The sequence below is a fragment of the Hymenobacter sp. DG25A genome (assembly GCF_001280305.1).
In the GTDB taxonomy this organism is placed as follows: domain Bacteria; phylum Bacteroidota; class Bacteroidia; order Cytophagales; family Hymenobacteraceae; genus Hymenobacter.
In genome coordinates this window covers 1287778-1313185 of record NZ_CP012623.1, presented here as the reverse complement: position 1 = coordinate 1313185, position 25408 = coordinate 1287778, and the positions used below count along the sequence as shown (strand labels likewise).

General features: G+C 54.7%; 24 protein-coding genes and 1 tRNA gene. 10 read left to right on the top strand and 15 right to left on the bottom strand.

Features of this window, described 5'->3' with window-relative positions:
* The first annotated feature begins 24 nt into the window (after positions 1 to 24).
* Positions 25 to 315 carry a co-chaperone GroES gene (gene groES, locus AM218_RS05665; protein ID WP_054412661.1) on the top strand — a complete coding sequence of 97 codons (291 nt, stop codon included), beginning with the start codon at positions 25 to 27 and terminating at the stop codon, positions 313 to 315.
* Between the two features lie 45 nt (positions 316 to 360).
* Positions 361 to 2007, top strand: coding sequence for a chaperonin GroEL (gene groL / locus AM218_RS05660; RefSeq protein WP_054412658.1), 1647 nt, complete (start codon positions 361 to 363; stop codon positions 2005 to 2007).
* A 120-nt stretch (positions 2008 to 2127) separates the two neighbouring features.
* Here the strand turns inward: groL and AM218_RS05655 are convergent, their stop codons facing one another.
* Positions 2128 to 2631, bottom strand: a complete 504-nt coding sequence (locus AM218_RS05655; RefSeq protein WP_054412656.1) for a GNAT family N-acetyltransferase — start codon at positions 2629 to 2631, stop codon at positions 2128 to 2130.
* Positions 2632 to 2791: 160 nt separating this feature from the next.
* Positions 2792 to 4528: a peptide MFS transporter gene (locus AM218_RS05650; RefSeq protein ID WP_054412654.1), complete on the bottom strand. Its 1737-nt coding sequence runs from the start codon at positions 4526 to 4528 to the stop codon at positions 2792 to 2794.
* A gap of 255 nt (positions 4529 to 4783) precedes the next feature.
* On the opposite strand from AM218_RS05650, the gene pckA reads away from it, so the two are divergent.
* Positions 4784 to 6409 (top strand): phosphoenolpyruvate carboxykinase (ATP), encoded by a 1626-nt coding sequence (gene pckA / locus AM218_RS05645; RefSeq protein ID WP_054412652.1) that lies wholly within the window; start codon positions 4784 to 4786, stop codon positions 6407 to 6409.
* A 70-nt stretch (positions 6410 to 6479) separates the two neighbouring features.
* On the opposite strand, the gene AM218_RS05640 is transcribed toward pckA, so the two are convergent.
* Both AM218_RS05640 and AM218_RS05635 read right to left on the bottom strand, forming a co-directional pair.
* Positions 6480 to 7451 carry an NmrA/HSCARG family protein gene (locus AM218_RS05640; protein WP_054412649.1) on the bottom strand — a complete coding sequence of 324 codons (972 nt, stop codon included), beginning with the start codon at positions 7449 to 7451 and terminating at the stop codon, positions 6480 to 6482.
* A gap of 233 nt (positions 7452 to 7684) precedes the next feature.
* Positions 7685 to 8797, bottom strand: coding sequence for an SDR family oxidoreductase (locus AM218_RS05635; RefSeq protein WP_071843704.1), 1113 nt, complete (start codon positions 8795 to 8797; stop codon positions 7685 to 7687).
* A gap of 170 nt (positions 8798 to 8967) precedes the next feature.
* Here AM218_RS05635 and AM218_RS05630 point away from each other — a divergent pair, with 170 nt between their 5' ends.
* From AM218_RS05630 to AM218_RS05620, 3 genes are all read left to right on the top strand, one after another.
* A complete protein-coding gene (locus AM218_RS05630) occupies positions 8968 to 9753 on the top strand; it encodes a S1/P1 nuclease (RefSeq protein WP_054412648.1) in 786 nt (261 codons plus the stop codon).
* Between the two features lie 107 nt (positions 9754 to 9860).
* Positions 9861 to 10568, top strand: coding sequence for a 16S rRNA (uracil(1498)-N(3))-methyltransferase (locus AM218_RS05625; protein ID WP_054412646.1), 708 nt, complete (start codon positions 9861 to 9863; stop codon positions 10566 to 10568).
* 42 nt (positions 10569 to 10610) lie between these two features.
* Positions 10611 to 11276 carry a DUF4159 domain-containing protein gene (locus AM218_RS05620; protein WP_054412644.1) on the top strand — a complete coding sequence of 222 codons (666 nt, stop codon included), beginning with the start codon at positions 10611 to 10613 and terminating at the stop codon, positions 11274 to 11276.
* A 31-nt stretch (positions 11277 to 11307) separates the two neighbouring features.
* On the opposite strand, the gene AM218_RS05615 is transcribed toward AM218_RS05620, so the two are convergent.
* The 6 genes from AM218_RS05615 to AM218_RS05590 form a co-directional block, all read right to left on the bottom strand.
* Positions 11308 to 11859, bottom strand: a complete 552-nt coding sequence (locus tag AM218_RS05615) for a hypothetical protein (protein WP_054412642.1) — start codon at positions 11857 to 11859, stop codon at positions 11308 to 11310.
* 41 nt (positions 11860 to 11900) lie between these two features.
* A complete protein-coding gene (locus tag AM218_RS05610; protein ID WP_054412640.1) occupies positions 11901 to 12767 on the bottom strand; it encodes a methylated-DNA--[protein]-cysteine S-methyltransferase in 867 nt (288 codons plus the stop codon).
* A 75-nt stretch (positions 12768 to 12842) separates the two neighbouring features.
* Positions 12843 to 13418 carry a 1-acyl-sn-glycerol-3-phosphate acyltransferase gene (locus AM218_RS05605; RefSeq protein WP_054412637.1) on the bottom strand — a complete coding sequence of 192 codons (576 nt, stop codon included), beginning with the start codon at positions 13416 to 13418 and terminating at the stop codon, positions 12843 to 12845.
* A gap of 85 nt (positions 13419 to 13503) precedes the next feature.
* Positions 13504 to 14274, bottom strand: coding sequence for a patatin-like phospholipase family protein (locus tag AM218_RS05600; protein WP_054412635.1), 771 nt, complete (start codon positions 14272 to 14274; stop codon positions 13504 to 13506).
* Positions 14275 to 14295: 21 nt separating this feature from the next.
* Positions 14296 to 15144, bottom strand: coding sequence for an MBL fold metallo-hydrolase (locus AM218_RS05595; protein ID WP_054412633.1), 849 nt, complete (start codon positions 15142 to 15144; stop codon positions 14296 to 14298).
* 62 nt (positions 15145 to 15206) lie between these two features.
* Positions 15207 to 16154, bottom strand: coding sequence for an acetyl-CoA carboxylase carboxyltransferase subunit alpha (locus AM218_RS05590; protein ID WP_054412631.1), 948 nt, complete (start codon positions 16152 to 16154; stop codon positions 15207 to 15209).
* 265 nt (positions 16155 to 16419) lie between these two features.
* On the opposite strand from AM218_RS05590, the gene AM218_RS05585 reads away from it, so the two are divergent.
* Positions 16420 to 16493, top strand: a tRNA-Asp gene (locus AM218_RS05585).
* A gap of 142 nt (positions 16494 to 16635) precedes the next feature.
* Here the strand turns inward: AM218_RS05585 and AM218_RS05580 are convergent.
* A complete protein-coding gene (locus AM218_RS05580; RefSeq protein ID WP_054412629.1) occupies positions 16636 to 17700 on the bottom strand; it encodes a glycosyltransferase family 4 protein in 1065 nt (354 codons plus the stop codon).
* Between the two features lie 294 nt (positions 17701 to 17994).
* Between AM218_RS05580 and AM218_RS05575 the strand changes: the two genes are divergently transcribed.
* Positions 17995 to 18546 carry a hypothetical protein gene (locus tag AM218_RS05575; protein ID WP_157547533.1) on the top strand — a complete coding sequence of 184 codons (552 nt, stop codon included), beginning with the start codon at positions 17995 to 17997 and terminating at the stop codon, positions 18544 to 18546.
* Between the two features lie 90 nt (positions 18547 to 18636).
* Here AM218_RS05575 and AM218_RS05570 read toward each other — a convergent pair whose 3' ends face one another.
* Positions 18637 to 19170 (bottom strand): NUDIX domain-containing protein, encoded by a 534-nt coding sequence (locus tag AM218_RS05570; RefSeq protein ID WP_054412625.1) that lies wholly within the window; start codon positions 19168 to 19170, stop codon positions 18637 to 18639.
* Between the two features lie 193 nt (positions 19171 to 19363).
* On the opposite strand from AM218_RS05570, the gene AM218_RS05565 reads away from it, so the two are divergent.
* Together AM218_RS05565 and AM218_RS05560 are read left to right on the top strand one after the other, a co-directional pair.
* Positions 19364 to 20794 carry a DEAD/DEAH box helicase gene (locus AM218_RS05565; RefSeq protein WP_054412623.1) on the top strand — a complete coding sequence of 477 codons (1431 nt, stop codon included), beginning with the start codon at positions 19364 to 19366 and terminating at the stop codon, positions 20792 to 20794.
* Between the two features lie 165 nt (positions 20795 to 20959).
* Positions 20960 to 21460: a hypothetical protein gene (locus tag AM218_RS05560; RefSeq protein WP_054412621.1), complete on the top strand. Its 501-nt coding sequence runs from the start codon at positions 20960 to 20962 to the stop codon at positions 21458 to 21460.
* 133 nt (positions 21461 to 21593) lie between these two features.
* On the opposite strand, the gene AM218_RS16710 is transcribed toward AM218_RS05560, so the two are convergent.
* From AM218_RS16710 to AM218_RS05555, 3 genes are all read right to left on the bottom strand, one after another.
* Positions 21594 to 21764, bottom strand: coding sequence for a hypothetical protein (locus AM218_RS16710; protein WP_156126354.1), 171 nt, complete (start codon positions 21762 to 21764; stop codon positions 21594 to 21596).
* A 687-nt stretch (positions 21765 to 22451) separates the two neighbouring features.
* On the bottom strand, positions 22452 to 23018 hold the full coding sequence (locus AM218_RS16270; protein WP_071843703.1) for a helix-turn-helix domain-containing protein: 567 nt from the start codon (positions 23016 to 23018) through the stop codon (positions 22452 to 22454).
* A gap of 425 nt (positions 23019 to 23443) precedes the next feature.
* Complete coding sequence (locus tag AM218_RS05555; RefSeq protein ID WP_054412619.1) at positions 23444 to 25189, bottom strand: L,D-transpeptidase family protein; 1746 nt, start codon at positions 25187 to 25189, stop codon at positions 23444 to 23446.
* Positions 25190 to 25408: the final 219 nt, after the last annotated feature.

Below are 25408 nucleotides of genomic sequence, written 5' to 3'. Positions count from 1 at the left end.
CACCCTTCATCCAAAACATACTTTATGTCACTTAGCATGAAACCACTGGCTGACCGCGTCCTTATCGCGCCAGCCGCTGCCGAGGAGAAAACCAAATCGGGCATCATTATTCCCGATACGGCTAAGGAAAAGCCCCAGCGTGGCGAAGTAGTAGCCGTAGGCGAAGGCAAGGTGGCCGACAACGGCACTACCATCAAGCCGCAGGTAAGCGTAGGCGACCAGGTGCTGTATGGCAAATATGCCGGCACGGAAATCACCCTTGATGGCCAGGACTACCTCATCATGCGTGAGTCCGATATCCTAGCGGTGCTCTAAGCCCGGCCTTTCCTTTCCTTCGATTTCATTCCTCTGTAAAATAAGATGGCTAAGAACATCCAATTCGATACCGACGGCCGCGACAAGCTGAAGCGCGGCGTAGATAAACTGGCTAACGCCGTGAAAGTAACCCTGGGCCCTAAAGGCCGCAACGTGGTTATCGACAAGAAATTTGGCGCCCCCACCATCACCAAAGACGGTGTGACGGTAGCCAAGGAAATTGAGCTGAAAGACCCCGTTGAAAACATGGGTGCTCAGTTGGTGAAAGAAGTAGCCAGCAAAACTGCTGATCAGGCCGGTGACGGTACTACTACCGCTACCGTACTGGCCCAGGCTATTTACACGGCCGGCTCCAAGAACGTAGCTGCTGGAGCCAACCCTATGGACCTGAAGCGCGGTATTGACAAAGCCGTTCACGCGGTAGTGGCTAACCTGAAGCAGCAGTCCAAGAAGATTGAAAACTCTTCGGAAATTGCTCAGGTAGGCGCTATTTCGGCCAACAACGACATGGAAATCGGCCAGATGATTGCCGATGCCATGGACAAAGTGGGCAAAGAAGGTGTAATTACCGTGGAAGAAGCGCGTGGTACTGAAACCGAAGTAAAAACGGTGGAAGGCATGCAGTTCGACCGTGGTTACCTCTCCCCTTACTTCGTGACCAACGCGGAGAAAATGGAAGTGGAGCTGGAGAACCCCTTCATCCTGATCTACGACAAGAAAGTAAGCACCATGAAGGAGCTCCTGCCCGTGCTGGAGCAAGTGGTGCAAACCGGCAAGCCCCTGGTTATCATCTCCGAAGATGTGGACGGTGAGGCCCTGGCTACGCTGGTAGTAAACAAGCTGCGCGGCTCGCTGAAAATTGCGGCTGTAAAGGCTCCCGGCTTCGGCGACCGTCGCAAAGCCATGCTGGAAGACATTGCCGTTCTCACGGGCGGTACCGTTATCAGCGAAGAGCGCGGCTACAAGCTGGAAAACGCTACGCTGGAATATCTCGGTCAGGCCGAGAAAATCATCATTGACAAGGACAATACCACCATTGTTAATGGCAAAGGCGAGAAAGAAGGCATCACCTCGCGCATAAACGAAATCAAAGCCCAGGTGGAAAAAACCACTTCGGACTACGATAAGGAGAAGCTGCAGGAGCGTCTGGCCAAGCTGTCGGGCGGTGTTGCTATCCTCTACATCGGTGCTTCTACGGAAGTAGAGATGAAGGAGAAGAAAGACCGTGTTGACGATGCCCTGCACGCTACCCGCGCTGCTGTAGAAGAAGGTGTAGTACCCGGCGGCGGTGTTGCCCTAGTGCGTGCCCTCGAGTCCTTGGACGCCGTTAACACCCTGAACGGCGACGAGCGCACCGGCGTAAACATCATCCGTACCGCTCTGGAAGCTCCCCTGCGTACCATCGTGCAGAACGCCGGTGGCGAAGGCTCGGTAGTAGTACAGAAGGTGCGCGAAGGCAAAGGTGACTACGGTTACAACGCCCGCGAAGACCGCTACGAAAACCTGATGGCTGCTGGTATCCTCGACCCCACCAAAGTAACGCGTCTGGCCCTGGAAAATGCCGCTTCAATTGCCGGCCTGCTCCTGACCACCGAGTGCGTTATTTCGGATGAGCCCGAAGATGACAAAGGTGGCGCTGGTGCCGGTGCTGCCGGTATGGGCGGCATGGGTGGCATGGGCGGCATGATGTAAGATCAGCCGTCTGGTGCCGTCACTGGCCTGGATTGTAAAAAGCCCCGCTGGACGTTGTCCGGCGGGGCTTTTTCGTGGATTGATTTTCCGTCTGGAATTGTAGCAGCGGGCAGTTTCTTTTCAGTAGCTATTTGTTATTAGTGCATATTCAGCTTCATCATCAGACAAGTCTGCCACTTTCATAAAGCCAAGCCTTTCCAGCAGCTTCACTGCTTTGTGGTTTTGTTTGGTTGTTATGGCCCAGATTCGTTTTAGCCCGATATTATGTAGCCCGAAGTCTATGGCTAATTGCAGGGCATCCGCCATAAAACCATGCCTTCTGAATTGGGCTAGTAATATGCAGCCTAGTTCTCCTTCTCCCTGGTTTAAGCCGCGGTAATAGCCACAAGTGCCCACTAGCTTATTAGTTGCATTCTCTACAATACCCCAATGAATGGTGTTGCCATCGTAATAGTCCTTGTTGATTTTTTCCTGCATTCCTGCGGCCTCCTCTACTGTCTTTGCCTGGATTGCATCGTAAAACGAAATTTCAACTACGTCTGCAATGTCAGCAGAAAGGATTTGTCGTAACGAGGTTTTTCCGCCGGAAATGTTTGGAAAAGTATCGTAGGGAGGCAAGTTCATTTTAGCTGGTAAATAGGCTGTTAAGACTTTGGGCTAATAACTGCATAATCAACCATATCTGCAGTGGCAATATAGCCTACCGTTAGCTGCCCAAGGCCCATAAAAAAGCCTCCAACTGTATACGCAGTTGGAGGCTTTTTTATTCCGGATGAAAGTTGCGTTACGCAGTTACAGGCTCCTCCATCATGGTATAGAGGCGCTTGTAGAGAATGAACAGAATCAGCGAAGCAACGGCCGACATGCCCACGAAGATCATGAAGAAATCGTAGAGGCTGGTGATCTGGAAGCCGAGGAAAGTAGGCCAGTGGGAGGTCAGCTCCAGGCTGCTGAGCTTGGCGGTAACGTCGGCGGTGGCCTGCGAGGTGCCGTTCAGGATGTTGGGCAGGTTGATGCCTTCCTTGGCCGCTTTGGCAAACTCGCCGGGGCCGGGAGGATACAGGGCGGAAAGTACGCCGGCCAGCTTATTACCAGCGGCCGTGGCCAGGAACCATACCGCCATCAGCAGGGAAGCAAAGCGGGCGGGCGCCAGCTTATTCACCAGAGCCAGGCCAATGGGCGACAGGCACAGCTCGGCAAAGGTGTGCACCATATACATGGTAATCAGCCAGAACATGCTCACTTTGGTAGTAGCATCTACCCCTTTCACCCCGAAAGCAATGATGAGGTAACCAATGGCCATCAGCATGAGGCTGATCGACATTTTCAGGGGTGAAGAAGGCTCAGCGCCGCGCTTGCCCAGCCACGTCCAAAGTACTGCGAAGATTGGAGCGAAAATAATGATGAACAGAGCATTAGCCGACTGGAAGTAGGAAGCCGGCACAACAGATGAACCCAGCGTACGGTCCGTCTGCTCATCAGCAAAGAAAGTGAGCGAAGCACCGGCCTGCTCAAACGTGCCCCAGAAGAAGATAACGAAGAAGCTCAGAATGAAAATAACGTAGATTTTCTGCTTTTCGCGGGCCGTGAGCGTGGAGTCGGTCAGGATGGTGATGGGGGCTACAATCATGGCTGAGAAAACCAGCGCGCCAATCCAGTCGCGGTTCATGAGCCAGGCAATAGCAGCATATACAATAGCAAACAGGCCAATGAGCATGGGCAGCTTGCTGGCGAAGCTCTTGGAGGGCTGAGCAATCGTCTCGGCCCGTACCGGCGCATCAGTCTGGGTAGGCACTACGGGGGAGTGCTCCACGCTGCGCTCAGGCTTGGCGCCGAGGGGCGCGCCAGCGGCCGTTACCACGTATTTGTGCTTGAGCAGCTCAAACGTAATAGTACCCAGCAGCATACCAACACCAGCGGCCAGAAAGCCCCACTTAAAATCGGCGGGGTTGCCCGTATCGCCCAGGGTACCGCACACCAGCGGCGACATGAAGGCACCCAGGTTGATGCCCATGTAGAAGATAGTGTAAGCGGCATCAATACGCTTGTCGCCGGCGGGGTACAGCGTACCTACCATTGATGAGATATTGGGCTTGAAGAAGCCGTTACCGAAAATCAGACAGCCCAGACCCAGAAAAAACAGCAGCAGCTGCATCTGAGGAGCATCAGTCTGGCCCGCCTGGTAGAGGGAAGCGCTGAAGAACAGGGCAAACTGCCCGGCTGCCATCATCAGGCCGCCCACCAGAATGGAGCGGCGGTTGCCCCAGTAGCGGTCGGCTACGTAGCCGCCCAGCAGCGGCGTGAGGTACACCAGGCTGGTGTAGTTACCATAAATGAGCGACGACATCTCCTTGTTCATCAGGAGGGCCTTGATCATGTACAGCGACAAAAGGGCGCGCATTCCATAATAGCTGAAACGCTCCCACATTTCTGTGGCGAAAAGTACGTACAGGCCCCGCGGGTGTCCGCTGTTCGCGGCTACGGGCGGCTGTTCATGAAGAGCAGCAGATGTTGTTTGCATGAATGGTAAGTGAGAGAGGAAAAGATAAAAATAGGGTTCCTGTTCGCTGCAACCGAACGAGGGTTGGTAAATCTACAAAACTTTCCAAACTGCAGGCATTACTATACCTATTCGCTGGAAACCGGAAAAAGGGCTCAAAAAGCGCAAGCGAATTTTCGCTCATTTTTATTAGGTACTGACTAAGTCGGGTTTTTGTCTATTTTTGTCTCCTGATTCCCCATTTTCCCACCCACCCTTAACCTCGTTTTCGGCCCTATGCAAGATCCTGCCGCCAACGTCCTCCCCCGCCTTCAGCCATTGGGCTTTACGCGTACTTCTGGTCCGGTCCACCTGAACCTTACCCCCGCCGAGCTGGTAGAACAGGCCCTACGCCGCGGCGAAGGCACCCTTACCGACACCGGCGCCCTGATGGCTGACACCGGTAAGTTCACCGGCCGCTCGCCCAAGGACCGGTTTGTGGTGAAAGATGCCTCCACCGAAGAAAGCGTTTGGTGGGGCGACATCAACATTGCCTTTGATCCAGCGAAATTTGAGCAGCTGCAGGCCAAAATGGTACAGTACCTGGCCGACAAAGAGCTGTTTGTGCGCGATGCTTATGCCGGTGCCCACCCCGACTATCAGCTGAAGCTCCGCGTAGTAAACGAGCTGGCCTGGCACAACCTGTTCTGCTACAACATGTTCCTGCGCCCCGCCGAGGGTGCTGACACCACCTGGACGCCCGATTTCAGCATTATCTGCGCCCCCGGCTTTGAGGCCGACCCCGCGGTAGATGGCACTCGCCAGAGCAACTTCGCTATTCTGAACTTCGAGAAAAAGATGATTCTGATTGGTGGCACGGGCTATGCCGGCGAGATGAAGAAAGGCATCTTTGGCGTGCTGAACTACCTGCTGCCCCACGAGAAAAACACGCTGAGCATGCACTGCTCCGCCAACATTGGCGAGCAGGGCGACACAGCCATTTTCTTCGGCCTCTCGGGTACCGGCAAAACCACCCTCTCCGCCGACCCCAACCGTGGCCTCATCGGCGACGACGAGCACGGCTGGATGCCCGGCAATGCCGGCATCTTCAACTTTGAAGGTGGCTGCTACGCCAAGGTGATTGACCTGAGCCAGGAGAAAGAGCCCCAGATCTGGGATGCTATTCGCTTTGGCTCCATTGTAGAGAACACGCGCTTTGTTCCCGGCACCCGCACCGTTGACTACAACAACAAGGAGGTAACGGAAAACACCCGCACGGCCTACCCTATCAGCTTCATTGATAATGCGGTAGAACCTTCCGTGGGTGGAGTTCCCAAGAACATCTTCTTCCTGACGGCCGATGCTTTTGGCGTGCTGCCTCCCATCAGCAAGCTTGATAAGAGCCACGCCATGTACCACTTCATGTCGGGCTACACGGCCAAGGTGGCGGGTACGGAAGTAGGCATTACGGAACCTCAAACCACTTTCTCGGCCTGCTTTGGCCAGGTATTCCTGCCCCTGCACCCCACCAAATATGCGGAGATGCTGGGCAAGAAAATGGAGGAGCATGATGTAAACGTGTGGCTCATCAACACCGGCTGGACGGGCGGCAGCTACGGCGTGGGCTCACGCATGAAGCTGCCCTACACCCGCGCCATGATTACGGCCGCCCTGAACGGCGCGCTGGATGACGTGGAGTTTGTGAAGCACCCGGTTTTTGGAGTAGAAATGCCGGTTTCGCTGGCAGGCGTACCGGCCGAAATCCTGGACCCACGCAACACGTGGTCGGATAAAGAAGCTTACGATAAGACGGCGGCTTCGCTGGCAGAGAAATTCGTGCACAACTTCCAGAAGTACGCAGATTTCGCCAATGAAGAAATTCTGGCCGGCGCTCCTAAAGTAGCCGCTGAAGCAGGCGTGTAGCTTTCATTACTACCATGAAAAAAAGGCCCCACCAACAATTGTTGGTGGGGCCTTTTTCTATTTATTGGTTCTATTTACTGGCGCTGGCAGTTTCTTCTACCTGCAGCTTGGCGGCATTTTTGGCCAGCCATTGGTCAAAGGTTTGTAGCTGGGGGTTCAGTTCGCGGGCGAACTTCAGGTCGCGGGTTTTGGACAGCTGGTCAGCAAAGTCCCGATAAAACTGAAACATATTGCCCAGGTCATCGGCTCCGGGAAAGCCGAAATGGCGGTATGCTTCCGGAGTTACTTCGTGGTACACTACTTTTTTACCCAACGCTTTCGATAAGCTATCCGCCATTTGCTGGCAGGTCAGGTGCTCCCCGGCTATGCCTACGGTTTTACCAATCAGCTCTTTCCCCTTTTTAAAGATCCCATAGGCGCACTTGCCGATGTCTTCCACGGCAATACCCGACAGTTTCTTGTCGCCCATTGGAAAGGTAATTGCCAGCTCACCATCGGGCCCGGGCTTGGGACCCATGCCGAAGTAGAGCAAATTCTCCCAGTAAAAAGAAGTAATCAGAAAGGTAGTGGGCACGCCCAGGTTGCGGAAATATTGGTCTGATTCGCCCTTGGCATCGAAGTGCGGCACCTTGTACTTGTCCTGCAGCGTGGGCATGCGGTCATCTGAGAGCGGTACAAAACGGCGCGTATCCTCCAAGGTAGACCAGATGACGTGCTGTAACTTAGCTGCTTTGGCGGCTTCGGCCATTTGGCCGGCTTCGGCTGCTTCCCGCTCCGGCGAAAAATGGTCCCAGAAAAAGGTAACGAAATAAGCCCCATAGGCTCCCTGTAGTGCTTTTTTCAGGCTTTCCGGGTTATCAATGTCGGCGGATACTACTTCGGCCCCCAGCCTGGCTAAAGCCTGTGCTTTTTCGGATTCGGGGTGACGGGTAACGGCCCGCACTGCAAACTCACTCCGGGTATCCTGCAAAATGGCCCGGGCCAGGCCACCGCCCTGGGCTCCGGTAGCCCCAAATACAACGATTATCTTTTTGTCAGCCATAGTAGTTTTGGTTTAAAGTGTATAGATATATCCGTCTGACCCGAAGGTACAAAACACCTAATATTATATTAAATAACACATAAATTATATAATATAGACGGTTACCGTAGCTCTTACAACTGGGAAATACCTGCTATCTAAACAGTCCTTTTCTGATACTTACCTGGCAGCAGTAGGGCAAAAAAAGCCCCGCTGCATGCAGCGGGGCTTTTTTATAGTCAGCTTAGAATGAACTAGTGTACGCTGGGGTTCGAAACAGTTGGGTAGTCAAACTGCGTATCGAATTTACCCAGCTCCTTTTGTCGGCCCCCTACCTGATTAGTGGAATGCCCATTCCCTTTCTTTGTGCGGCCCAGCAAGGACACCAGCGCCAAGCCGGCCCCTACCGCCAGGGCGGTCCGGAGAATAGGCTTGCTGGTGGTAGCCTCGGTATAATAGCTGGTTTCGCGGGTGTGGCCGGGGTAGTTGCCCCGCTCCTGCAGGGTGCCGGAGGGACGATCCAGGCCATTTTGGGCTAATGGCCGCGGGGCATATTCGGCTTGTTCCTGCTTCACAAACACGTTTTCCATGAAGGTGTCGTGCAGGGCCGGGGTCCAGTGGGCCATGCCGGTTATCAATTTACCGCCCCCACCTACGGTGATTTCGCGCTCCGGCATTTCGCAGCTGTGCAGAATGGCTTTCGCTACTATTTCAGGGGCATAAGCGGGCGGCCCGTGCTGGGCTTCCCGCTCCATGTAATTTTTGGCGTGCAGCGTGTAAGGCGTGTCAATAGCCGCCGGCTTAATGAGGGTAACGGAAATGGGGAGGTCATCCATGGAAAGCTCCATGCGCAAGCCGTCGGTAAAGCCTTTCACGGCGTGCTTGCTAGCGCTGTAAATGCCCTGCAGAATAGCCGTGCTTTCAGACAGAATACTGCCCACGTTGATAATAGCCCCGCCGTGCTTGCGCAAGTACTTTACTGCCTCCAGAGAGCCATAAATCACGCCCCAGAAGTTGGTTTCAAAGAGCTTGCGCATGTCCTCAATCGGAACATCCGTGAGCTTGCCGTAGATGGATACGCCGGCGTCATTAATCCAGGTATCGAAGCCCCCGAACCGCTCCAGGGCTTTGCGGGCAATGTTATGCACATCTTCCTGCCGGCTTACATCGGCTACCACGTAGGTAGCCCGGCCGCCCTTCTGCTCAATTTCCTGGGTGAGTTCCCGCAGGGCGTCTTCGCTGCGTGCGGCCAGCACCAGGCGGGCTCCCTTTTCGGCGGCCATGCGGGCCGTAACCAACCCAATGCCGGAAGAAGCGCCGGTTATCACAATAACCTGGTCGCGTAGTTTTTTCAGTTTTGGTGTCATGAGGATCTTAGCTTTTAGATGGATAGAATAGAATGCCGGTCTTGCATCTACGGAATTAACTGCACCCTGACAGTATAAAATATGGCTCTATAAAGGAGGCGGGCCCTGGGGTGCAGCCATCCGCCAAAAAGCGGGTAATTTGCGGCGTCGTTTATTTCTTCTCTATTTTCATGTTAAAACGTTTCTTTTCGGCAGCGCTGCTGCTACTTATTCCGGCTTTTGGTTGGGCCTGGGGAGTAGATGGCCACCGGGCAGTGGGCCGTATTGCCGAGCAGCATCTTTCCCGCAAAGCCAAGCGCGAAGTGCACCGCCTGCTGGGCACCGAAACCCTGACTATGGTAAGCACCTGGCCAGATGAAGTGCGCTACTACCCTGATTTCAAGCACACTGCCCCCTGGCACTACGTGAATACGGCTTCCGGCCTGAACCAGGAGCAATACCTGCAGGCGCTGAAAGGCCAGACTGAGCCGAATGCCTACAATATGCTGCAGGCCAAACTGCAGGAGCTGAAAGACCCCAGCAAGTCGCAGGCAGAGCGGGTGGCCGCCCTGAAGTTTGTGGTGCACTTGGTAGGCGACGCCCACCAGCCCCTGCACGCCGGCCACGCCGAAGACAAAGGCGGAAATGACATCAAACTAAAGTTCCGGGGCAAGGACACCAACCTACACAGCCTGTGGGATAGTGGCCTGATTGATTATCAGGGCCTGACCTACACCGAAATGGCTTGCCAGTACGACCACAAGCTGCCACACCAGCTGGTGCACCAGTGGCAGCGCACTCCCATGGAACAGTGGTTCTGGGAATCGTACCAGGACAGCGAGAAGATTTATCAGGAAGCGCCCAACGGCACCGATATCGACTATAACTACTACCCGGCGCACTCCGAGCTGATGAAGCAGCGGATTCAGCAGGCCGGAGTTCGGTTGGCCGAGGTGCTGAACGATACCTTCAAATAGCGTTTCCCGCTTTCTTTACCATCCGGCAGCCCCGGCATGAATTTCGTGCCGGGGTTTGTTATGCTATAGCGCTGCTGCCTTGCCCTCGTTTCCCGTAGCTTTGCCCTATGCCACACACCTTCTTCGCCCCTGACCTTACCCTGCCCGCCTACACCCTTCCCGAAGACGAAAGCAAGCACGCCGTGCGGGTGCTACGCCTGGGCCTCGGTGATGCCGTAGAACTGGTTAATGGCCGGGGCAGTATTTTTCAGGCCGAAGTAGAGGTGGCCGATGCCAAGCGCTGCCGCCTGCGGATTCTACACGAGCAGCAGGTACCGCGCCGCGCCTATCAGGTGCACCTGGCCGTGGCCCCCACCAAAAACCTCGACCGGATGGAATGGTTGGTGGAAAAAGCCACCGAAATGGGGGTGGATACAATTACCTTCCTGCGTTGCGCCCGCTCGGAACGCCGGGAGCTGAAGCTTGAGCGCCTGCAGAAAATTGCCGTCAGTGCCCTGAAGCAATCCGGGCAGGCCTGGCTGCCGGAACTAACCGAGCTGACCGATTTTGCGCAGTTCCTACCGACGGTAGCTGCGGAAACCACCTTTATTGCACATCTGGCCGAAGGGGAACGGACGCCCCTCTCCCACGTGGTGGCCCATGGCACAGGGTGCTGCATCCTCATTGGCCCCGAAGGCGACTTTACCCCGCAGGAAATTGAGGCTGCCTTCGCCCGGGGCATCCGGCCGGTTACCTTAGGTGCCTCCCGCCTCCGCACCGAAACGGCGGCCCTGGCGGCGGTGCACACGGTGCACGTGGCCCGCGAACTGCAATAGCGGAAATTTTGTAGCCTAAGTATCTGATTTATTTTCTGAAGGATGTTGAAAAGACTGCTGATTACCGTGCTACTTCTGCTGCCACTGCTGGCAGCCGGCCCCGCAGCGCCCAGCTTCCGGATTGCCAAGCTGCACTACGGCGGCGGTGGCGACTGGTATGCCAACAAGACCTCCCTGCCCAACCTGATTCAGTTCTGCAACAGAACCCTGAATACCAATATTGACCCAGAAGAAGGAACCGTGGAGCTGGATTCGCCGGAGCTGCTCACGTACCCTTTCGTGCATATGACGGGGCACGGCAACGTATCCTTTACCGAAGCCGAAGCCAAAAACCTGCGCCATTACCTCACGGGGGGCGGTTTTCTTCACATTGATGACAACTACGGGCTGGACCGGTTTATCCGGCCCGAGATGAAGAAGGTATTTCCGGAGCTGGAGTTCGTAGAGCTACCTTTTTCGCACCCCATCTACCACCAGAAATACCAGTTTCCGCGGGGCTTGCCCAAAGTGCACGAGCACGACGGCAAACGCCCCCAGGGGTTCGGCCTACTCTACAAAGGCCGTCTGGTGTGCTTCTACACCTATGAGTGCGACCTGGGCAATGGCTGGGAAGATGTAGGGACTTATCCCGGTGACACGCCGGCTATTCATGATGCCGCGCTGCGCATGGGCGCCAATTTGGTGGCTTACGCCCTCACGCAGGATTAGCCTTTGCTTTCTGTAAAGTCAGCTAAATGCTCTAAAAACGACGCTGCAACACTTCTGCCAGGACAAAGGCCGTTCGTACATCGGCGGGGTTGCGCAGGCGGGCCGCTACGTCTGCGGCGGTGTTGGGGCGAGCGGTAGCGGCGCTTTGCCGGCTCCAGTAGTCTTCCTGCCCATGCGCTACGGCCGCGCGCGGCAATACCGCCGCCCGGCGGGCCGGCCCCGCTTCTGCTTCCTGACTACGCGCGTACCGCTGCGTGGCGGGCACCTCCAGACTGCGGGCGGCAGGTTTGGTTACTTCCAGGGAACGGGCCGGTTTGGCAGCCTCCTGCGGAATAGGGCGCCCGGCGGGGGTTACCTCCGGTTGCGGTTTACGCGGCTGATTTTGCTCCATCATCTGCTGCAGCAGCTCCTCAAAATTTGGGGTGGGGCGGCGGGCAGGAGCGGCAGCGGTAGATACAGGTTTGGGTAAGGGTCGCTCCTGCGCTTCCTTACGCGTGGTTTCCTGTGCCTTCCGCCACATGCGCACGATAAAGAGGAATAGCCCAATGGCAATGAACAGCAGGGTCTGGAGTTTTTCGGGCATACGGCAGAAGGCGTAGTACTACAGGCTACGCGCCGGGTAATCTACGCAAGTTGCGCGGCATGTTGCTCTGCCTGGGCCATTTCCCAGCCAATCAGGGCTTTTTTGGTGGTGGAGCCCCAGCGGTACTCGCCCAATATGCCTTCCTTCCGGATAACCCGGTGGCAGGGAATCAGCAGGGCCACCGGGTTGGCGCCTACGGCAGAGCCTACGGCCTGCAGGGCCCGCGGCTGCCCAATGGCCTGCGCTACGTGCTGGTAGCTGACTACCTGCCCCACCGGCACCCGCAAGAGCGCCTCCCACACTTTCACCTGGAAATTGGTACCGCGCACCAGCAGATGCAGGGGCTGGCCAGCCACCGGCGCAAACGCCCGCGCCAGCAGCGGAGCCGTGCGGGCAGCATCTGCCTGCAGTTGGGCCTGGGGCCAGGCTTTGTGCAGCGCCGCCAAGGCCTGAGTTGGGTCTGGGTGCTCCGGATGCAGTAGGTGCAGCCCGCAGATACCCCGCTCGGTGGCGGCCAGCAGGGCCGGGCCAAAAGGGGTGTCGTGCACGCCGTAGCTGATTTGTACGCCGGCACCACCCGTCCGGAACTCCAGTGGCGTAACGGCCTCCAGGGTCACAAACAAATCGTGCAGGCGCGAGGGGGCCGACAGACCGGCTTCTTCGGCGGCCTCCGCCAAAGGGGCCGCTTCGGCCAGACGCGCCTTCAGAAAATCGGCGGTCAGGTATTGCACAAAGCGCTTGGGGCTGATGCCGGCCCATTCGGAAAACAAACGCTGGAAATGAAACGGACTCAGGTGCACGGCCGCGGCTATCTCCTCCAGGCTGGGCTGCCGCCGGAAATTGACTTCCAGAAATTGAATGGCCTGCGCAATACGCTGATAATCGGGGTTGGCTGGGGTAGTGACCATACGCTGTAATGCTACGTGATAATCAAAACTACGCCCTGCTCCTGCCCATATCAACCCGATTCTTGCGGTGTTGCGCTAGCGTACCCCCAGCTCCGGGAACCGGCCGGTTTTGGTGCGGTAGAAGGCCTTTATTTTCTCCAGATCCGCCTCATAGTCGCCGGTTGGATACACGGCCGGGCCTACGCCGGCTTCTTTGTTCTTATAATCCAGAAAGCCCAACAAAATGGGCACATGAGCCCCCTGAGAGACAAAGTAGAAACCTTTGCGCCACTTGGGCTGGTAGCTGCGCGTGCCTTCCGGCGTAATCAGAATTACGAGTTCTTCCCGCTCATTAAACAGCTGAATCATGCCATCTACGAGGCTGTTGTTGCGGCTGCGGTCTACGGCCAGGGCACCCAGGGACTTCATCAGCCCGCCAACTATCGGGTTATCAACCCATTCTTTTTTTACCGTGAAGCGGACGGGCACCCCCATCAGGAAAAACGCCGCGCGGGCATACAGCAGGTCCCAGTTGCTGGTATGCGGGGCCGCTATCATAATGGCCTTGCGGATATCCGGGGGCACCACCGACGCCAGCTTCCAACCATTAAGCCAGAACCAGAATTTAGAAAACAGATACCAAAAGGTGGGCGTGTTGGCGGGTTTGGGCATGGGGGTGGAAGGACACAGAGAGAGTTAAGGGTAAAAATAGAGGATTTTTATGGGCTCCCCATTTCCCGGCTGGCCCATCAGCGGCTTATTCCTCCAGCAATGCCCGAAGCTCCTTTTCCAGCTGCAGCGTGTACCGATACCCAATAGAATATAACTCGGGCGCCAGGCGGTAGCTGAGCGGCCGGTAATGATGCAGCTCCGGGGGCTCAATCAACAGCTGGCAGAGCTGCTGACTGGCGGCCGTATTGGCATTGATAGCCAGATGGAGCGTACGCTCTACCAGGCGGCGGAACGTGGTAATGCGGGCGGTGTGGTTTACGGGGTTGCAATGCACGCCCACCACCGGGGCACCATGCCCCAGCAAGGGTTCCACCGGCAGGTTATTCAACAAACCACCATCAACCAGCTGGCGCCCCTCAAACTCCACTGGGCGGTATACAATAGGCACCGCCGAGGAAGCCAGCAACGGCGGGATTAAGAGCCCCTGATCATAAAAGATGGAAATACCTTCGCGTAAATCAGTAGCCACCAGGGTGAGGGGGCAATGGAGGTCGGCAAAAGTGCAGCCCGGGCCTAAATAGCGCACAAAAAGCTGCTCCACGGCATCCATGTGCAGCAACCCGAAGCTGCTGAACGCGGGCCGCATCAGGCGGGCCACGTTGGTGCTGGTGAGCATGCGCAAAATATCCGCGGGCGGGTAGCCCGCCGCGTAGAAGGCGGCCGCAATGGCCCCGGAGCTCACGCCCGCCAGCCTACCAATGGGTATTTTCAGCTCATCCAGCGCGGCCAGCACGCCTAAATGCGCAATGCCGCGCGCCCCGCCCCCGGATAATGCTATGGCTATGTGCTGTGGCATTTCCTGGGTTCTAAAGGCGGTTTATAAATCAGCGAAGCGGAAGGTTTCCGCCAGGCGTATTCCCTTATCGGTGTGCTGTACGGTGCAGCATTCCACCGTAGCATCGTGCTCCAATACCAGCACCCAATTCTCATCGGCAGCCCGGCGTAGCACCCGCTCTTTTTCATCCAGCGTTAGTAACGGGCGCACATCATAGGCCATGACATACGGCAAGGGGATGTGGCCGGCGCTGGGCAGCAAATCGGCCATGAACGCTACGGTGCGGCCTTTGTACTTCAGCAAAGGCACCATCATCTTTTCCGTATGCCCATCGGCAAAAATGATTTCCCGGAATACGGACAGCGGCTCCGGCACCCCGGATCGGGGCTGGATAAACTTCAGCTGGCCACTTTCCTGAATGGGCAGAATGTTTTCCGTCAGGAAGCTGGCCTTCTCGCGGGCATTGGGGTGCACGGCCCACTCCCAATGCGCCTCATTCGACCAATACGTAGCGTTGCGAAAGGCTACTTCCAGCTTATTCTCCGCCGTGCGGATTACGGAGCCGCCACAATGGTCGAAGTGCAGGTGCGTCAGAAACACATCCGTTATATCGGAGGAAGTGTAGCCCAGCTGACGGAGTGATTTTTCCAGGGAGCCCTCGCCGTGCAGGTAAAAATGCCCGCGGAACTTCTCATCCTGCTTGTCGCCAATGCCATTATCCACCAGCACCAGCCGGTCGCCATCCTCTACCAGCAGGCAGCGCATGGCCCAGGTGCACATGTTGTTGGCATCGGGCGGGTTCAGCTTCTGCCACATGGATTTGGGAACCACGCCAAACATGGCGCCACCATCTAGCTTAAACAGGCCGGTATCGAGCGGATGAATTGTCATGCTACAGGTGAAAAACGAGGGGAGACGCGGCTTTTCCGCCAGCGTCTCCCCTCCAATGATACTTACTCCACTACTACGCCCATGGCGGAGAACTTGTCGATGCGCTGGCTGATGCGTTCATCATAGGGTAGCGCTTCCAGTTCGTCCAGGGTTTTAAGAAGGGTCTTTTTTAAGGTATCCACCATTCGTTTAGCGTCGGTGTGGGCGCCGCCGAGGGGTTCTTTCACGATGCCGTCTACCAGTTTGGCCTGCAGCATATCGGTAGCCGTCAGCTTCAGGGCTTCCGCCGCCTGTTCCTTGTAATTCCAGGAGCGCCACAGAATGCTGGAGCAGGACTCCGGCGAAATCACCGAGTACCAGGTATTTTCCAGCATCAGAACCCGGTCGCCGATTGCAATACCCAGGGCCCCACCGGAAGCGCCTTCCCCAATGATGATGCAGATAACGGGCACCTTCAGCAGAAACATCTCCTTCAGGTTGCGAGCAATGGCTTCGCCCTGCCCCCGCTCCTCGGCTTCCAGGCCGGGAAATGCGCCGGGCGTATCAATCAGGGTGATAATGGGCTTATTGAATTTCTCGGCCAGCTTCATCAGGCGCAGGGCCTTGCGGTAGCCCTCGGGGTTGGGCATGCCAAAGTTGCGGAACTGGCGCTGCTTGGTGTTGCGTCCTTTCTGCTGCCCAATCACCATTACGGTACGGCCACCCAGCTCAGCAAAGCCGCCCACCATGGCTTTGTCGTCGCCTACGGTCCGGTCGCCGTGCAGCTCCACAAAGTTGGACGTCATGCCTTCAATGTAATCGAGCGTGTAGGGGCGGTCGGGGTGGCGGGAGAGCTGCACGCGCTGCCAGCGGGTGAGGTTAGCGTAGGTCTCCTTTTTGAGGGCTTTTATTTTGGCTTCGAGAGCGGCTACCGCTTCGGATACATCTACCTGGCTGTCGTGCGCCAGTTGTTGCATTTCGCGGAGCTTGCCTTCGAGGGCGGCGATGGGTTGTTCGAAATCGAGGAGCATTGGCCGAAGAAGGGAAACGTCTGGGTTGGGTAGTCTTTTTAAGAAGGGAAGCAAAGGTAAGTGAAGCAACGGAGAAGAGCCGCGCCCCATTTGCAGGGAATTGCGCGGGCCACGGCTAAAATTTTTGTGCCTGATAAACAGCCATTAGAGTGCTTCCCGGCATTTATTTTGCGGTTTTTTTAGCTCCGGAGTTGTGTAGTCGGGAAAGGCCCTCTACATTTGCATCACAATAACGGAAAACACACGGTCTTCCGGTAAGTAAAACGGTTCGGTAGTTCAGTCGGTTAGAATGCCGCCCTGTCACGGCGGAGGTCGCGGGTTCGAGTCCCGTCCGGACCGCAAAGGCCCCTCAGAGCAATCTGAGGGGCCTTTTGCTTTTCCAAGGGTTAAGCTTTTGGCTTATCTATCTACTAAAAAAGGGATGCCTGCACCATGGTGCAGGCATCCCTTTTCATTTAATAACCCTTTCCTGTTAGTAGCCTTAACTGAATAAGGCCAGGAAATTGGCTTCGTTTGATTTGACAGAGTAGCGGTTTTCAATGGTAGTACGGGCCGCCTCGCCAAAGCGCGTGCGCAAAGGCGCATCCTTAATCAGCTTTTCGAGGGCCTGGTACCACTGCTCGGGCGTGGAGCAGATATAGCCGTTTACGCCATCCGTCACCACTTCCGTGTTCATGCCTACCGGCGACACCAGAGCGGGTACGCCCAGGGCCATGTACTGCAGCGCTTTAAAAGCGCATTTTCCTTTGGCCCAGGGGTCGTCTTCCAAAGGCATCAGGCCAATGTTAAAGCTCAATAAATCCTTTATTTCCGTGTCTTTCCGCCAGGGCACAAAGCGCAGTGACTTGAGCGGCAAGGCAGGTTCCTGGTTGGAAATAACCCGAAACTCAAACGCATACTCCTGCTCCAGCCGGGCCAGCACCGGCATTATTTGTTCCAGGTATTTCATAGTGGAGTGCGTGCCCGTCCACCCTATTACCATTTGTTCCGTCTGCTGGTCTTTTACCTCGTTGTGCAGGTGCAGGGTATCAATGGTAGTAGGATTGATGTAGGCCTGCGGGTTGTACCGGGCCGCGAAATTGCGCAGATAGGCATTGCCGCAGCTTACTTTGTAGGCCCAACGGCTGATACTGCCTACTTTATCATGCCATTTGATGCCGGCCACTATCTTATTGGCCTCCGAGGTATTTGGAATCCAGATGGCGTCATCAAAGTCATAGATAATCTTCTTCCGGAAAACGTTGGCAATCAGCCATTCAAAAACCGGCGGACCAATAGGTGATGCCTCCCGGTGAATAAAGACGTAATCGTAGCCGGACAAAGAGAAGAGTTGACCAAAGCGGGAAGCAAAGCCTCCCAGAATACCCATGGCCTTGGCCAGCGTATGCCCCGGCTTATAGAGAATACCCCAGGTTTTCTCCGAGACAAAGGAAGCCAGCGAATACGTGTGCCCGGCTGCCGTGAGCAAGGGTAAATATTGTTCAAACCGAAACCGCTGGGATGGTGCTTTCCCGTGTGGGTAGGGAGTCAGGAAAAGTATATTCATTCGAGATATTAGCTGACGAGGGCTACATGCCCATAAGTCGCCACACAAAGGTACCAAAGAAAGATGGCGCCTAAGTCTACGGTGCGCTTATTGTCGGTTGATGCCAGCAAGGGTCAGGGAGTACCATTCTTTCCATTTAGCCCGTCGGAATCTTATTTTTGAATTAAGCCAAGAAGCATTTTCATCAGTTTCGATTCTGGGAAAAGCATCAAAAATTATCTTTACCCTGAATTTTCTCAGTAACTTTGTTATCCCCTTGGAATAACTGCATAAGATTTTACTTAAATCTGCCACATGAGACAACTTTTTCTCGCTCTCTTCCTCTTTAGCACCTTGGCCGCTTCGGCGCAGGTAAAATCAGAGCGCAAGCGGTATATGGTTCCGAAGAAGGACTCGGAATGCCCCTACGTTTTGAACGTAACCAAGAACACCGACGAAGATGCGGAAGTATCGGCCAGCGTTACGCGGCTGGTTTACCGCCCCTACTCCGAATTGCTGACGGAGGTAAACGAGCTGAAGAAGATGAACAGCTGGGCAGACAGCACTTACCAGCGTAAGCTGAACAGCATTCCGGCCGGGGGCCAGCTGTCTATTACCATGTACCGCCGGGGTTCTCAGAACGCCGACCCCGCCTATCTGAGCGTAATAGCGAAGGACAAAGACGGTAAGGAGCTGCTGAACATTCCTTCGCTGCCCGCAGGGGAAGGGCGCTTCTGGAACCGTGACTTGTATAAAAGCCAACGCGTTATTCCATTTGTAAAAACCGATTCCCCTCAGTCAGTTAAGGTGTTTATAAACGATGCCAAGCTGAAAGAAGACTTTGAATACGTGGTCAATACGCAGTAAAAGCTCTGCCTTACCTTATTTCACTGCATAAAGAAGTGCCCGCTCTACCTTAAGAGCGGGCACTTCTTGTTTAACCATCTGTATAAACTCCTAGACCTGTTGGCTATTGCCGGAATGAAGCTGGGCCCATTGAATAGCCATCCAGGTTTTACCGTCCTGGATAGGTTGCTGCAGCAGCTTGTCCAAGGGCAGGCGTATGATTTCTATTTTCTCGTTTTCGGCAGCGGCCCCGCCACCAGCAGCGGTTTGGCGGCTTACTTCGGCGTAGTACAAATGGATAAACTCGGCGCTATTTCCGGGCGAAGGGTAAAAACCAGCTATCAGATTCAGCTTATCTACTTCGTAGCCAATTTCTTCCATAATCTCGCGGCGCATGGCTTCGTCCGGAGCTTCTCCCTCATGGTCCAGCACGCCGGCCGGAATTTCCAGCACCTCATCTTCAGCCCCTACCCGGTATTGGCGCACCAGAATATATTCCTGCCGATGGGTGTCAAAAACCAGCGCTGCTACTGCCTGGCCGGGCTCAAACCGCTCCCGCCGCAACTCTTTGACACCATCCTGAACTATCAGCTGACTTAGCTTATAATGACCATTGTGCAGGAGCTGGCGGTGCGTAATGTGCATAGCGGGAAGGAAGGGGTTGAACCAAATAAGGCGTTGCCGTGTCCCACTATACTAGGCCTGCTACCGTGAGGTTGGCCTGAATATAGCTGTAAGTAGCTATAGCTGGGTTAAAAACCCGACCTTTGCGGATATTACCTGCTGCTGCTCTGCCTGCAGAGGGCCGCAACCCATTTCCTTCCTTTATTTCCTGTTGATGTCTTTCGACGAATTGAATCTGATTGACCCTATTCTGCGCGCTTTGCAAGAAGAAGGGTATACTACTCCTACCCCTATTCAGCAGCAAGCTATACCGCACGTGCTGGATGGCCGCGACCTACTGGGCGTGGCTCAAACCGGCACCGGCAAAACCGCCGCCTTTACCGTTCCTATCCTGCAGGTGCTGCACCAGACGGCTCAGGTAGAGCGTCATTCCCAGTCCCGTATTCGTTGCCTGGTGCTTACGCCCACCCGCGAGCTGGCCATTCAGATTGGTGAAAGCTTTGCGGCGTACGGCCGCCACCTGAAAATGCGCCACACCGTTATTTTTGGCGGCGTGGGCCAACTGCCCCAAACCAATGCCCTGAAACGCGGCGTGGAAGTCCTGATTGCCACCCCCGGTCGTTTGCTCGACCTGATGGGCCAGGGCTTCGTTGATTTGCGTCATATTGAAGTATTTGTGCTGGATGAAGCTGACCGCATGCTGGACATGGGCTTTATCCATGATATCAAGCGCATTCTGCCTAAGCTGCCTACCAGCCGCCAAACGCTGTTTTTCTCGGCTACCATGCCTAGTCAGATTCAGCAGCTGGCCGACAGCATTCTGCGCCCTAACCCCGTGAAAGTGGCGGTTACACCCGTTTCCAGCACTGCTGATACGGTTACGCAGGCAGTATACCTGGTAGAAAAGAATGATAAGCCGGCCTTGCTGGAGCATTTACTGGGCGATAAAACCATTCGCCGGGTACTGGTCTTCACGCGCACTAAGCACGGCGCCGACCGGGTGGTGAAAACCCTGGCCAAAGCCAGCATCCCCGCCGAAGCTATTCACGGTAACAAGTCGCAAAACCATCGGCAGCGCGCTTTGTCCAACTTCAAAGCCGGTTCTACCCGCGTGCTGGTAGCTACCGACATTGCGGCCCGCGGCATTGATGTGGATGAGTTGACCCACGTTATCAACTACGAAATACCGAACGAGCCCGAAACCTACGTGCACCGCATTGGCCGCACCGGCCGGGCTGGGGCGAATGGTATTGCGCTTTCCTTCGTGGAAGATGAGGAGCGGGCTTATCTGCAGGATATTCAACTGCTGATTCGTCGGCAGATTGATGTGGTGGATAAGCACCCCTACAGCAGCAACTCCGTTGCCCCTGTGCTACTGCATGGTGGTGCCCCCATCAAAAAGCCGAAAGGCCCGGCTGGTCGCCCGGCGCGCCCTGGTCGTGGGCCCCGGGAGGAACGTCCCTCCCGCTCACATTCCGATTCTAATGCTTCTTCCCGCCCTTCACGGCCTTCCGGGCACTCGGCTGGTAGCAGCAGCGGTGGTTCCGGCAGCCGTGCTGGTAGTGGTGCTGGAAGCGGCGGAGCTGGTGGCCCCCGGCGCTCCTTCCGCGGAGGCAGCCGCTCCGGCGGTGCCGGTACCCGCTAACATTTTCTTATAGGAAACTGATATGCAAAGAGCACAGCCAGCTGGCTGTGCTCTTTGCATATCAGGTGGGTGGCATTCTTTCTGGTTAGTCTGAAACAATTTTGCTGTCTCCTACATTTTACCACCATAGAAGTCCCCTCGCACTCTGCATCAGTTCTTCAGCTTATGGCACAAAGCACTCTTCCGGTTATTGAGGCGCTGCGAAACACCGCCCAGCGCCTGCAATCCCAGGCACCCTATCAGTGGGGGCATATGGGCAGCTGCAACTGTGGGCACCTGGCCCAAACCATTACGCGCCTTACTAAAGGCGAAATCCATGCCCGCGCAATGCAGCGCCACGGCGACTGGGAGCAGCAGATTACGGACTATTGTCCTACCAGTGGCCTCCCCATTGACCAAACTATTGATGAAATGCTGGCTCTGGGCTTTTCCCGCCAGGATCTAACTCATCTGGAGCGGCTTTCGGACCCTCGTATCACCTCTGCACTACCCCTGGAGCGGCGCAACGCCCTGCGCCATAACCAGCGCGACGATGTAGTTCTTTATCTGCGTACCTGGGTCCAACTGCTGGAAGATGAGTTGGTGGCCTCCATTCAGATTCCGGAGCTTGCGCAAACGCCCGTTTCTGCTTCATCCAGCCTGGTTACGGCTTATCAGGAAGTATAACCCATAAAAAACACACCGCCCCGCCAGATCAAGTCTGGCGGGGCGGTGTGTTTTTTTATGAAATGGAAGGACGAAGCGCTGAAAGTAGAGTGACTACGCCACAGCGCAGTCAAACGCCAGCTCCTACAGGTTGTTAGTAGTTAACGTTGCTGCGTTGTGCCTCACGATACTGCTCAGCACGGTGGCTGCGCTTGTAGGCGGCATCCGCATTAGGATCTTTTTCGGCGTCGGGAGCCTGGGTGCAGGACGACAGGAACAGGGAAGCGCCGACGGCGGACAACAGGAGCAGACGGAATTTTTTCATGCGCCAAAGGTAAGCAGCCCGCTTCTTTCCAACAAGTCCCCTTTCCATGGGTAAAAATAGGTCTGTTGAAAGCCTCGGCAAACCGCTTCCTCATCGAGGCAGTCTTCAGCTTTACCCCCCACTATCACAAATGTAATATTCATGTTACCTGCTACTGACTTTCCTTTTAAAGCAGGCACCAGGCAATACTTTACTTTTGTTACACAACCGAAGTGCACGGCATTACAAGTCAGGCTACCAAACATTTTAGCATTCAAAAACTGATTTTTATATAACAATTTCAACCCACAGGCTTAGTTAACCCTATTAGTATTGCGCCATATCTATATAATAGACGCATTAGCTCACCTGAATAAAATTATTCCTTGCAATAAACACTATAATATTGCCCGTATATAGCCATTATCAATGGTTCAATAAAAACCACATAAATCATTGATATATATTATATTATAACCATCATTTTATATATATACAAACTCCTTACTTTCGCAACTATAACCTATGATTATTATTATACAGTCGGTCGCTCATCGGCCTATAAAACGGGCCTGAAAATCGTATTCTTTCTTTGCAGTCAAGAGGCGCTACTACCACTCTGCCAAATTGCACCTGTTGCAATGCTTGGGAGGAAATACTAAAAAAATCCTTCTATCATCTGCTAAGCCAATGGCAGCAATCAGCTTATTACTCTGGCTGATACGCCGAGAACGTTCCGTCCTGATAAAAGATGACGATGCGCCTGATGGCTTTGCCAGGTTCAGCCAGGCTGCTCAGAAATGTCGATGCATTTTCTGGAACATGTGGTGCTTGTGTTGTAGGTAAAGGGGTAACCGGAAAAGAGGTAGCCACAGGAGTTGCAGCACTAAGGGGAACTGTTTCCGGAGCCGGTTGTCTGGCTGCTATGGGCGCTGCGGAACTGCTCACTACAGGCTGTTCTTCCTCAAATAAGGAGGGCCGGGGTTGTGGGCGCTTAGGCAGTCTCTCCTTCACTACCGTTTTTTGCTCTGTTTTCGGCTCAGTGTATGGATTAGGGGGTGTAGGCAGGCTCTGCATCTCTCCTTGCCCTGAAAGAAGCCAGGAAACGCTTAAATCAGGAAAGGCAGTGAGTATTTTCTGCACTACTTCCAGGCTGGGCTTGTTCCGGCCACTCAGAATATGACTGATAATAGGCCGCCCTACTCCAATAGCATCAGCAAACTGGGTAGGTGTAAGCTGGCGTGTGGCCAGCAGGGTTCTAATACGCTCTACCATAGTTCTGAGGAATAGCTAACGGCTTTGATTACAAATGTAGGATATACCGTGTAATTCAAATAATCTGATCAGTTTTCGCCTTTTAGTTACTTATGTAACTTATCTCGATCAATATTAACAATAGTAAATCGACAGTTACTCAGTTTACATTTGTATTACATATGTAATCATACTACCCCTCCTACCTATTACAGCCTCTTTTCCACCTCGTAGCAAAAGAAAGCAGAAGCTTCGCTTGTCGTTCGTGCTTTCGTAAGCTGTTTATTCCAGGGCTTCGTCCTGCTCCTATACCTTCTTACTGCTTACCCCTTAGCTTCCAAAAACAACCAAAACGCAAAAGCCGGCTCTACCCGTAAAGGCAGAGCCGGCTTTTATGTGTGAGCAAGAGGCTAAACACTGGTGGCCCGGTTTAGCGGAACTACTCGTTAATCAAAGTATTCGCGGGCCAGAGATTTATCGTGTCCGTAGATATCGTCGCGGAAATGCACCTTCCCTGCTTCGTCTACCCATGAGGTGAAGTACACCAGATATACCGGTAGTTTTTCCGGCAGGGTCACATATTTTTCTTGGCCCTGAGAGATAGTACTCATGATATTCGACTCGTCCCAACCGCTCTTGTTGCGCAGCAAATAAGTAGCCAGGCGGATGGGGTCCTCTACCCGTACACAGCCGTGGCTAAAGCCCCGTTTGGTCTGGTTGAAGAGCTCATCATGAGGCGTATCATGGAGGTAGATGTCGTTTGAGTTCGGGAAGATGAACTTCACATTGCCCAGATCATTCTTCGGGCCGGGGCGACGGCGCAGCGTATAGCGCCAGGTTTTTTCCGTGAGGTTAGCCCAGTCAATGGTACCCGGATCTATTGGGGTGGCCTTGGCCCCCGAGCCTTTTACCACTTCCATATCCAGGCGGTCCAGGGTGCTGTAAGGATCGGCCGCCAGCTTGGGGCGCAGCTCCTTATCGATGATACTGTAAGGCACATTCCAATAAGGCGCCAGCACTACAAATTCCATTTTGTCGCTGAACACGGGCGTTGCGTTCAGAGTCTTGCCCACAATCACGCGCATATCGAAAACCTCTTTATTGTTCTCGATAACGTGCAGTTTGTAGTCCGGAATATTCACCAGAAGATAGTCGGCCTCGAAGCGCTTGGGCACCCAGCGCCACCGCTCCATATTGAGCATGATCTGCTGAATCCGGTCTTCCAAAGGAATGTTAAGCTGCTTAAGCGTCTCGCCGCCCACTACCCCGTCGGGGCGCAGGCCGTTGAGTTCCTGAAACTCTTTCACGGCATTCACCAACTCACCATCATACTTAGGAGCCGGGGCCGCCGGGGCATTGGGGCCGCCATTGGAAACCGGCACAACGGGAGTACCCGCCGAGGCCGGCTCGTTCAGCAGCCGCTGGCGCAGCAAGGGTACGCTGGCCGAGGCATCGCCAGGCTTCAGCTTCAAGGTGGTTGGGAGCTTTACCCAACCGCCATTCCGTTGCAGGGCCCGGTAATCAGCCAGGGCTTTTTTCAGCCGGTCGTACTCAGGGTGCAAGGGTTCAAACTCGTAGTACGGGTACGTACTTTCGCGCTCCTTCAGGATGGTCAGCAGGGCTTTGTGCAACTTTATTTTGTTGCGCTTCACCCGCCAGTCAACCCCTTTCGTCTTGCGCGGATCAACCGTACCCCGGTAGAAATCAGAGGCATAGTTAAAATAGGTGCCGGATAAGGCTACGTCAATTTCCTTCTCCAGCGCATTGCGCCGGGTAGTATCCTGCTGGGCTTTTTCAAGCTCTGCAAACAGCTTATTGAAGTCTTTAACTTTGTAATCCTTGGGGTCCAGGCCTTCTTCGGCTGCTTTATCGAGGACAGAGAGCATGGTCTGCGCCTGCGGAACCAGCTCGTGGTTACGAAACCAACCTAAGCGAAAATCACGCTCCCGGTAAAATTTCTTGGCCCATTCCAGCTGGTCCTTGAAAGCCGGCTCGGCCAGCATCTGGCGAACCACATATACGCTATCCAGCTTAGGCTGCGGTCCGCCGGGCTTGGAAATCATGCCGGGCAGGGCATTCTGGATTTTACTTTTCTGATCATCACTGCAGGCCGCCGTCGACGCTAAAAGCGACAGGCTGAGCACCCAGAGCAGAAAAGTGGAAAAGAAAGATGATGCAAACGGTAATTTCATGTCAGGAACAGGGTAGCGGCTCAGAAGCCAATAGAACGGTGAAAGACCAGGCAGATCAAAAGCTCCTGCTTTGCTGGTCGGTCGTTCTACTTTAAACAACCGGGCAAGGTTGTGCTTCCCTTGGCTGGGGTCACGCTACGCCATGCCGCAAGTTAATGCTTTTGAAGATACCCGAGTAACCTATTTCAACTGCCCGGGACACGTAGCGTATTGGCTATA

Excerpts from the sequence above, each read along its gene's own strand:
- groES (WP_054412661.1), top strand. The coding sequence starts at position 25 with ATGTCACTTAGCATGAAACCACTGGCTGACCGCGTCCTTATCGCGCCA.
- groL (WP_054412658.1), top strand. The coding sequence starts at position 361 with ATGGCTAAGAACATCCAATTCGATACCGACGGCCGCGACAAGCTGAAG.
- AM218_RS05655 (WP_054412656.1), bottom strand. The coding sequence starts at position 2,631 with ATGAACTTGCCTCCCTACGATACTTTTCCAAACATTTCCGGCGGAAAA.
- AM218_RS05650 (WP_054412654.1), bottom strand. The coding sequence starts at position 4,528 with ATGCAAACAACATCTGCTGCTCTTCATGAACAGCCGCCCGTAGCCGCG.
- pckA (WP_054412652.1), top strand. The coding sequence starts at position 4,784 with ATGCAAGATCCTGCCGCCAACGTCCTCCCCCGCCTTCAGCCATTGGGC.
- AM218_RS05640 (WP_054412649.1), bottom strand. The coding sequence starts at position 7,451 with ATGGCTGACAAAAAGATAATCGTTGTATTTGGGGCTACCGGAGCCCAG.
- AM218_RS05635 (WP_071843704.1), bottom strand. The coding sequence starts at position 8,797 with ATGACACCAAAACTGAAAAAACTACGCGACCAGGTTATTGTGATAACC.
- AM218_RS05630 (WP_054412648.1), top strand. The coding sequence starts at position 8,968 with ATGTTAAAACGTTTCTTTTCGGCAGCGCTGCTGCTACTTATTCCGGCT.
- AM218_RS05625 (WP_054412646.1), top strand. The coding sequence starts at position 9,861 with ATGCCACACACCTTCTTCGCCCCTGACCTTACCCTGCCCGCCTACACC.
- AM218_RS05620 (WP_054412644.1), top strand. The coding sequence starts at position 10,611 with ATGTTGAAAAGACTGCTGATTACCGTGCTACTTCTGCTGCCACTGCTG.
- AM218_RS05615 (WP_054412642.1), bottom strand. The coding sequence starts at position 11,859 with ATGCCCGAAAAACTCCAGACCCTGCTGTTCATTGCCATTGGGCTATTC.
- AM218_RS05610 (WP_054412640.1), bottom strand. The coding sequence starts at position 12,767 with ATGGTCACTACCCCAGCCAACCCCGATTATCAGCGTATTGCGCAGGCC.
- AM218_RS05605 (WP_054412637.1), bottom strand. The coding sequence starts at position 13,418 with ATGCCCAAACCCGCCAACACGCCCACCTTTTGGTATCTGTTTTCTAAA.
- AM218_RS05600 (WP_054412635.1), bottom strand. The coding sequence starts at position 14,274 with ATGCCACAGCACATAGCCATAGCATTATCCGGGGGCGGGGCGCGCGGC.
- AM218_RS05595 (WP_054412633.1), bottom strand. The coding sequence starts at position 15,144 with ATGACAATTCATCCGCTCGATACCGGCCTGTTTAAGCTAGATGGTGGC.
- AM218_RS05590 (WP_054412631.1), bottom strand. The coding sequence starts at position 16,154 with ATGCTCCTCGATTTCGAACAACCCATCGCCGCCCTCGAAGGCAAGCTC.
- AM218_RS05580 (WP_054412629.1), bottom strand. The coding sequence starts at position 17,700 with ATGAATATACTTTTCCTGACTCCCTACCCACACGGGAAAGCACCATCC.
- AM218_RS05575 (WP_157547533.1), top strand. The coding sequence starts at position 17,995 with ATGAGACAACTTTTTCTCGCTCTCTTCCTCTTTAGCACCTTGGCCGCT.
- AM218_RS05570 (WP_054412625.1), bottom strand. The coding sequence starts at position 19,170 with ATGCACATTACGCACCGCCAGCTCCTGCACAATGGTCATTATAAGCTA.
- AM218_RS05565 (WP_054412623.1), top strand. The coding sequence starts at position 19,364 with ATGTCTTTCGACGAATTGAATCTGATTGACCCTATTCTGCGCGCTTTG.
- AM218_RS05560 (WP_054412621.1), top strand. The coding sequence starts at position 20,960 with ATGGCACAAAGCACTCTTCCGGTTATTGAGGCGCTGCGAAACACCGCC.
- AM218_RS16710 (WP_156126354.1), bottom strand. The coding sequence starts at position 21,764 with ATGAAAAAATTCCGTCTGCTCCTGTTGTCCGCCGTCGGCGCTTCCCTG.
- AM218_RS16270 (WP_071843703.1), bottom strand. The coding sequence starts at position 23,018 with ATGGTAGAGCGTATTAGAACCCTGCTGGCCACACGCCAGCTTACACCT.
- AM218_RS05555 (WP_054412619.1), bottom strand. The coding sequence starts at position 25,189 with ATGAAATTACCGTTTGCATCATCTTTCTTTTCCACTTTTCTGCTCTGG.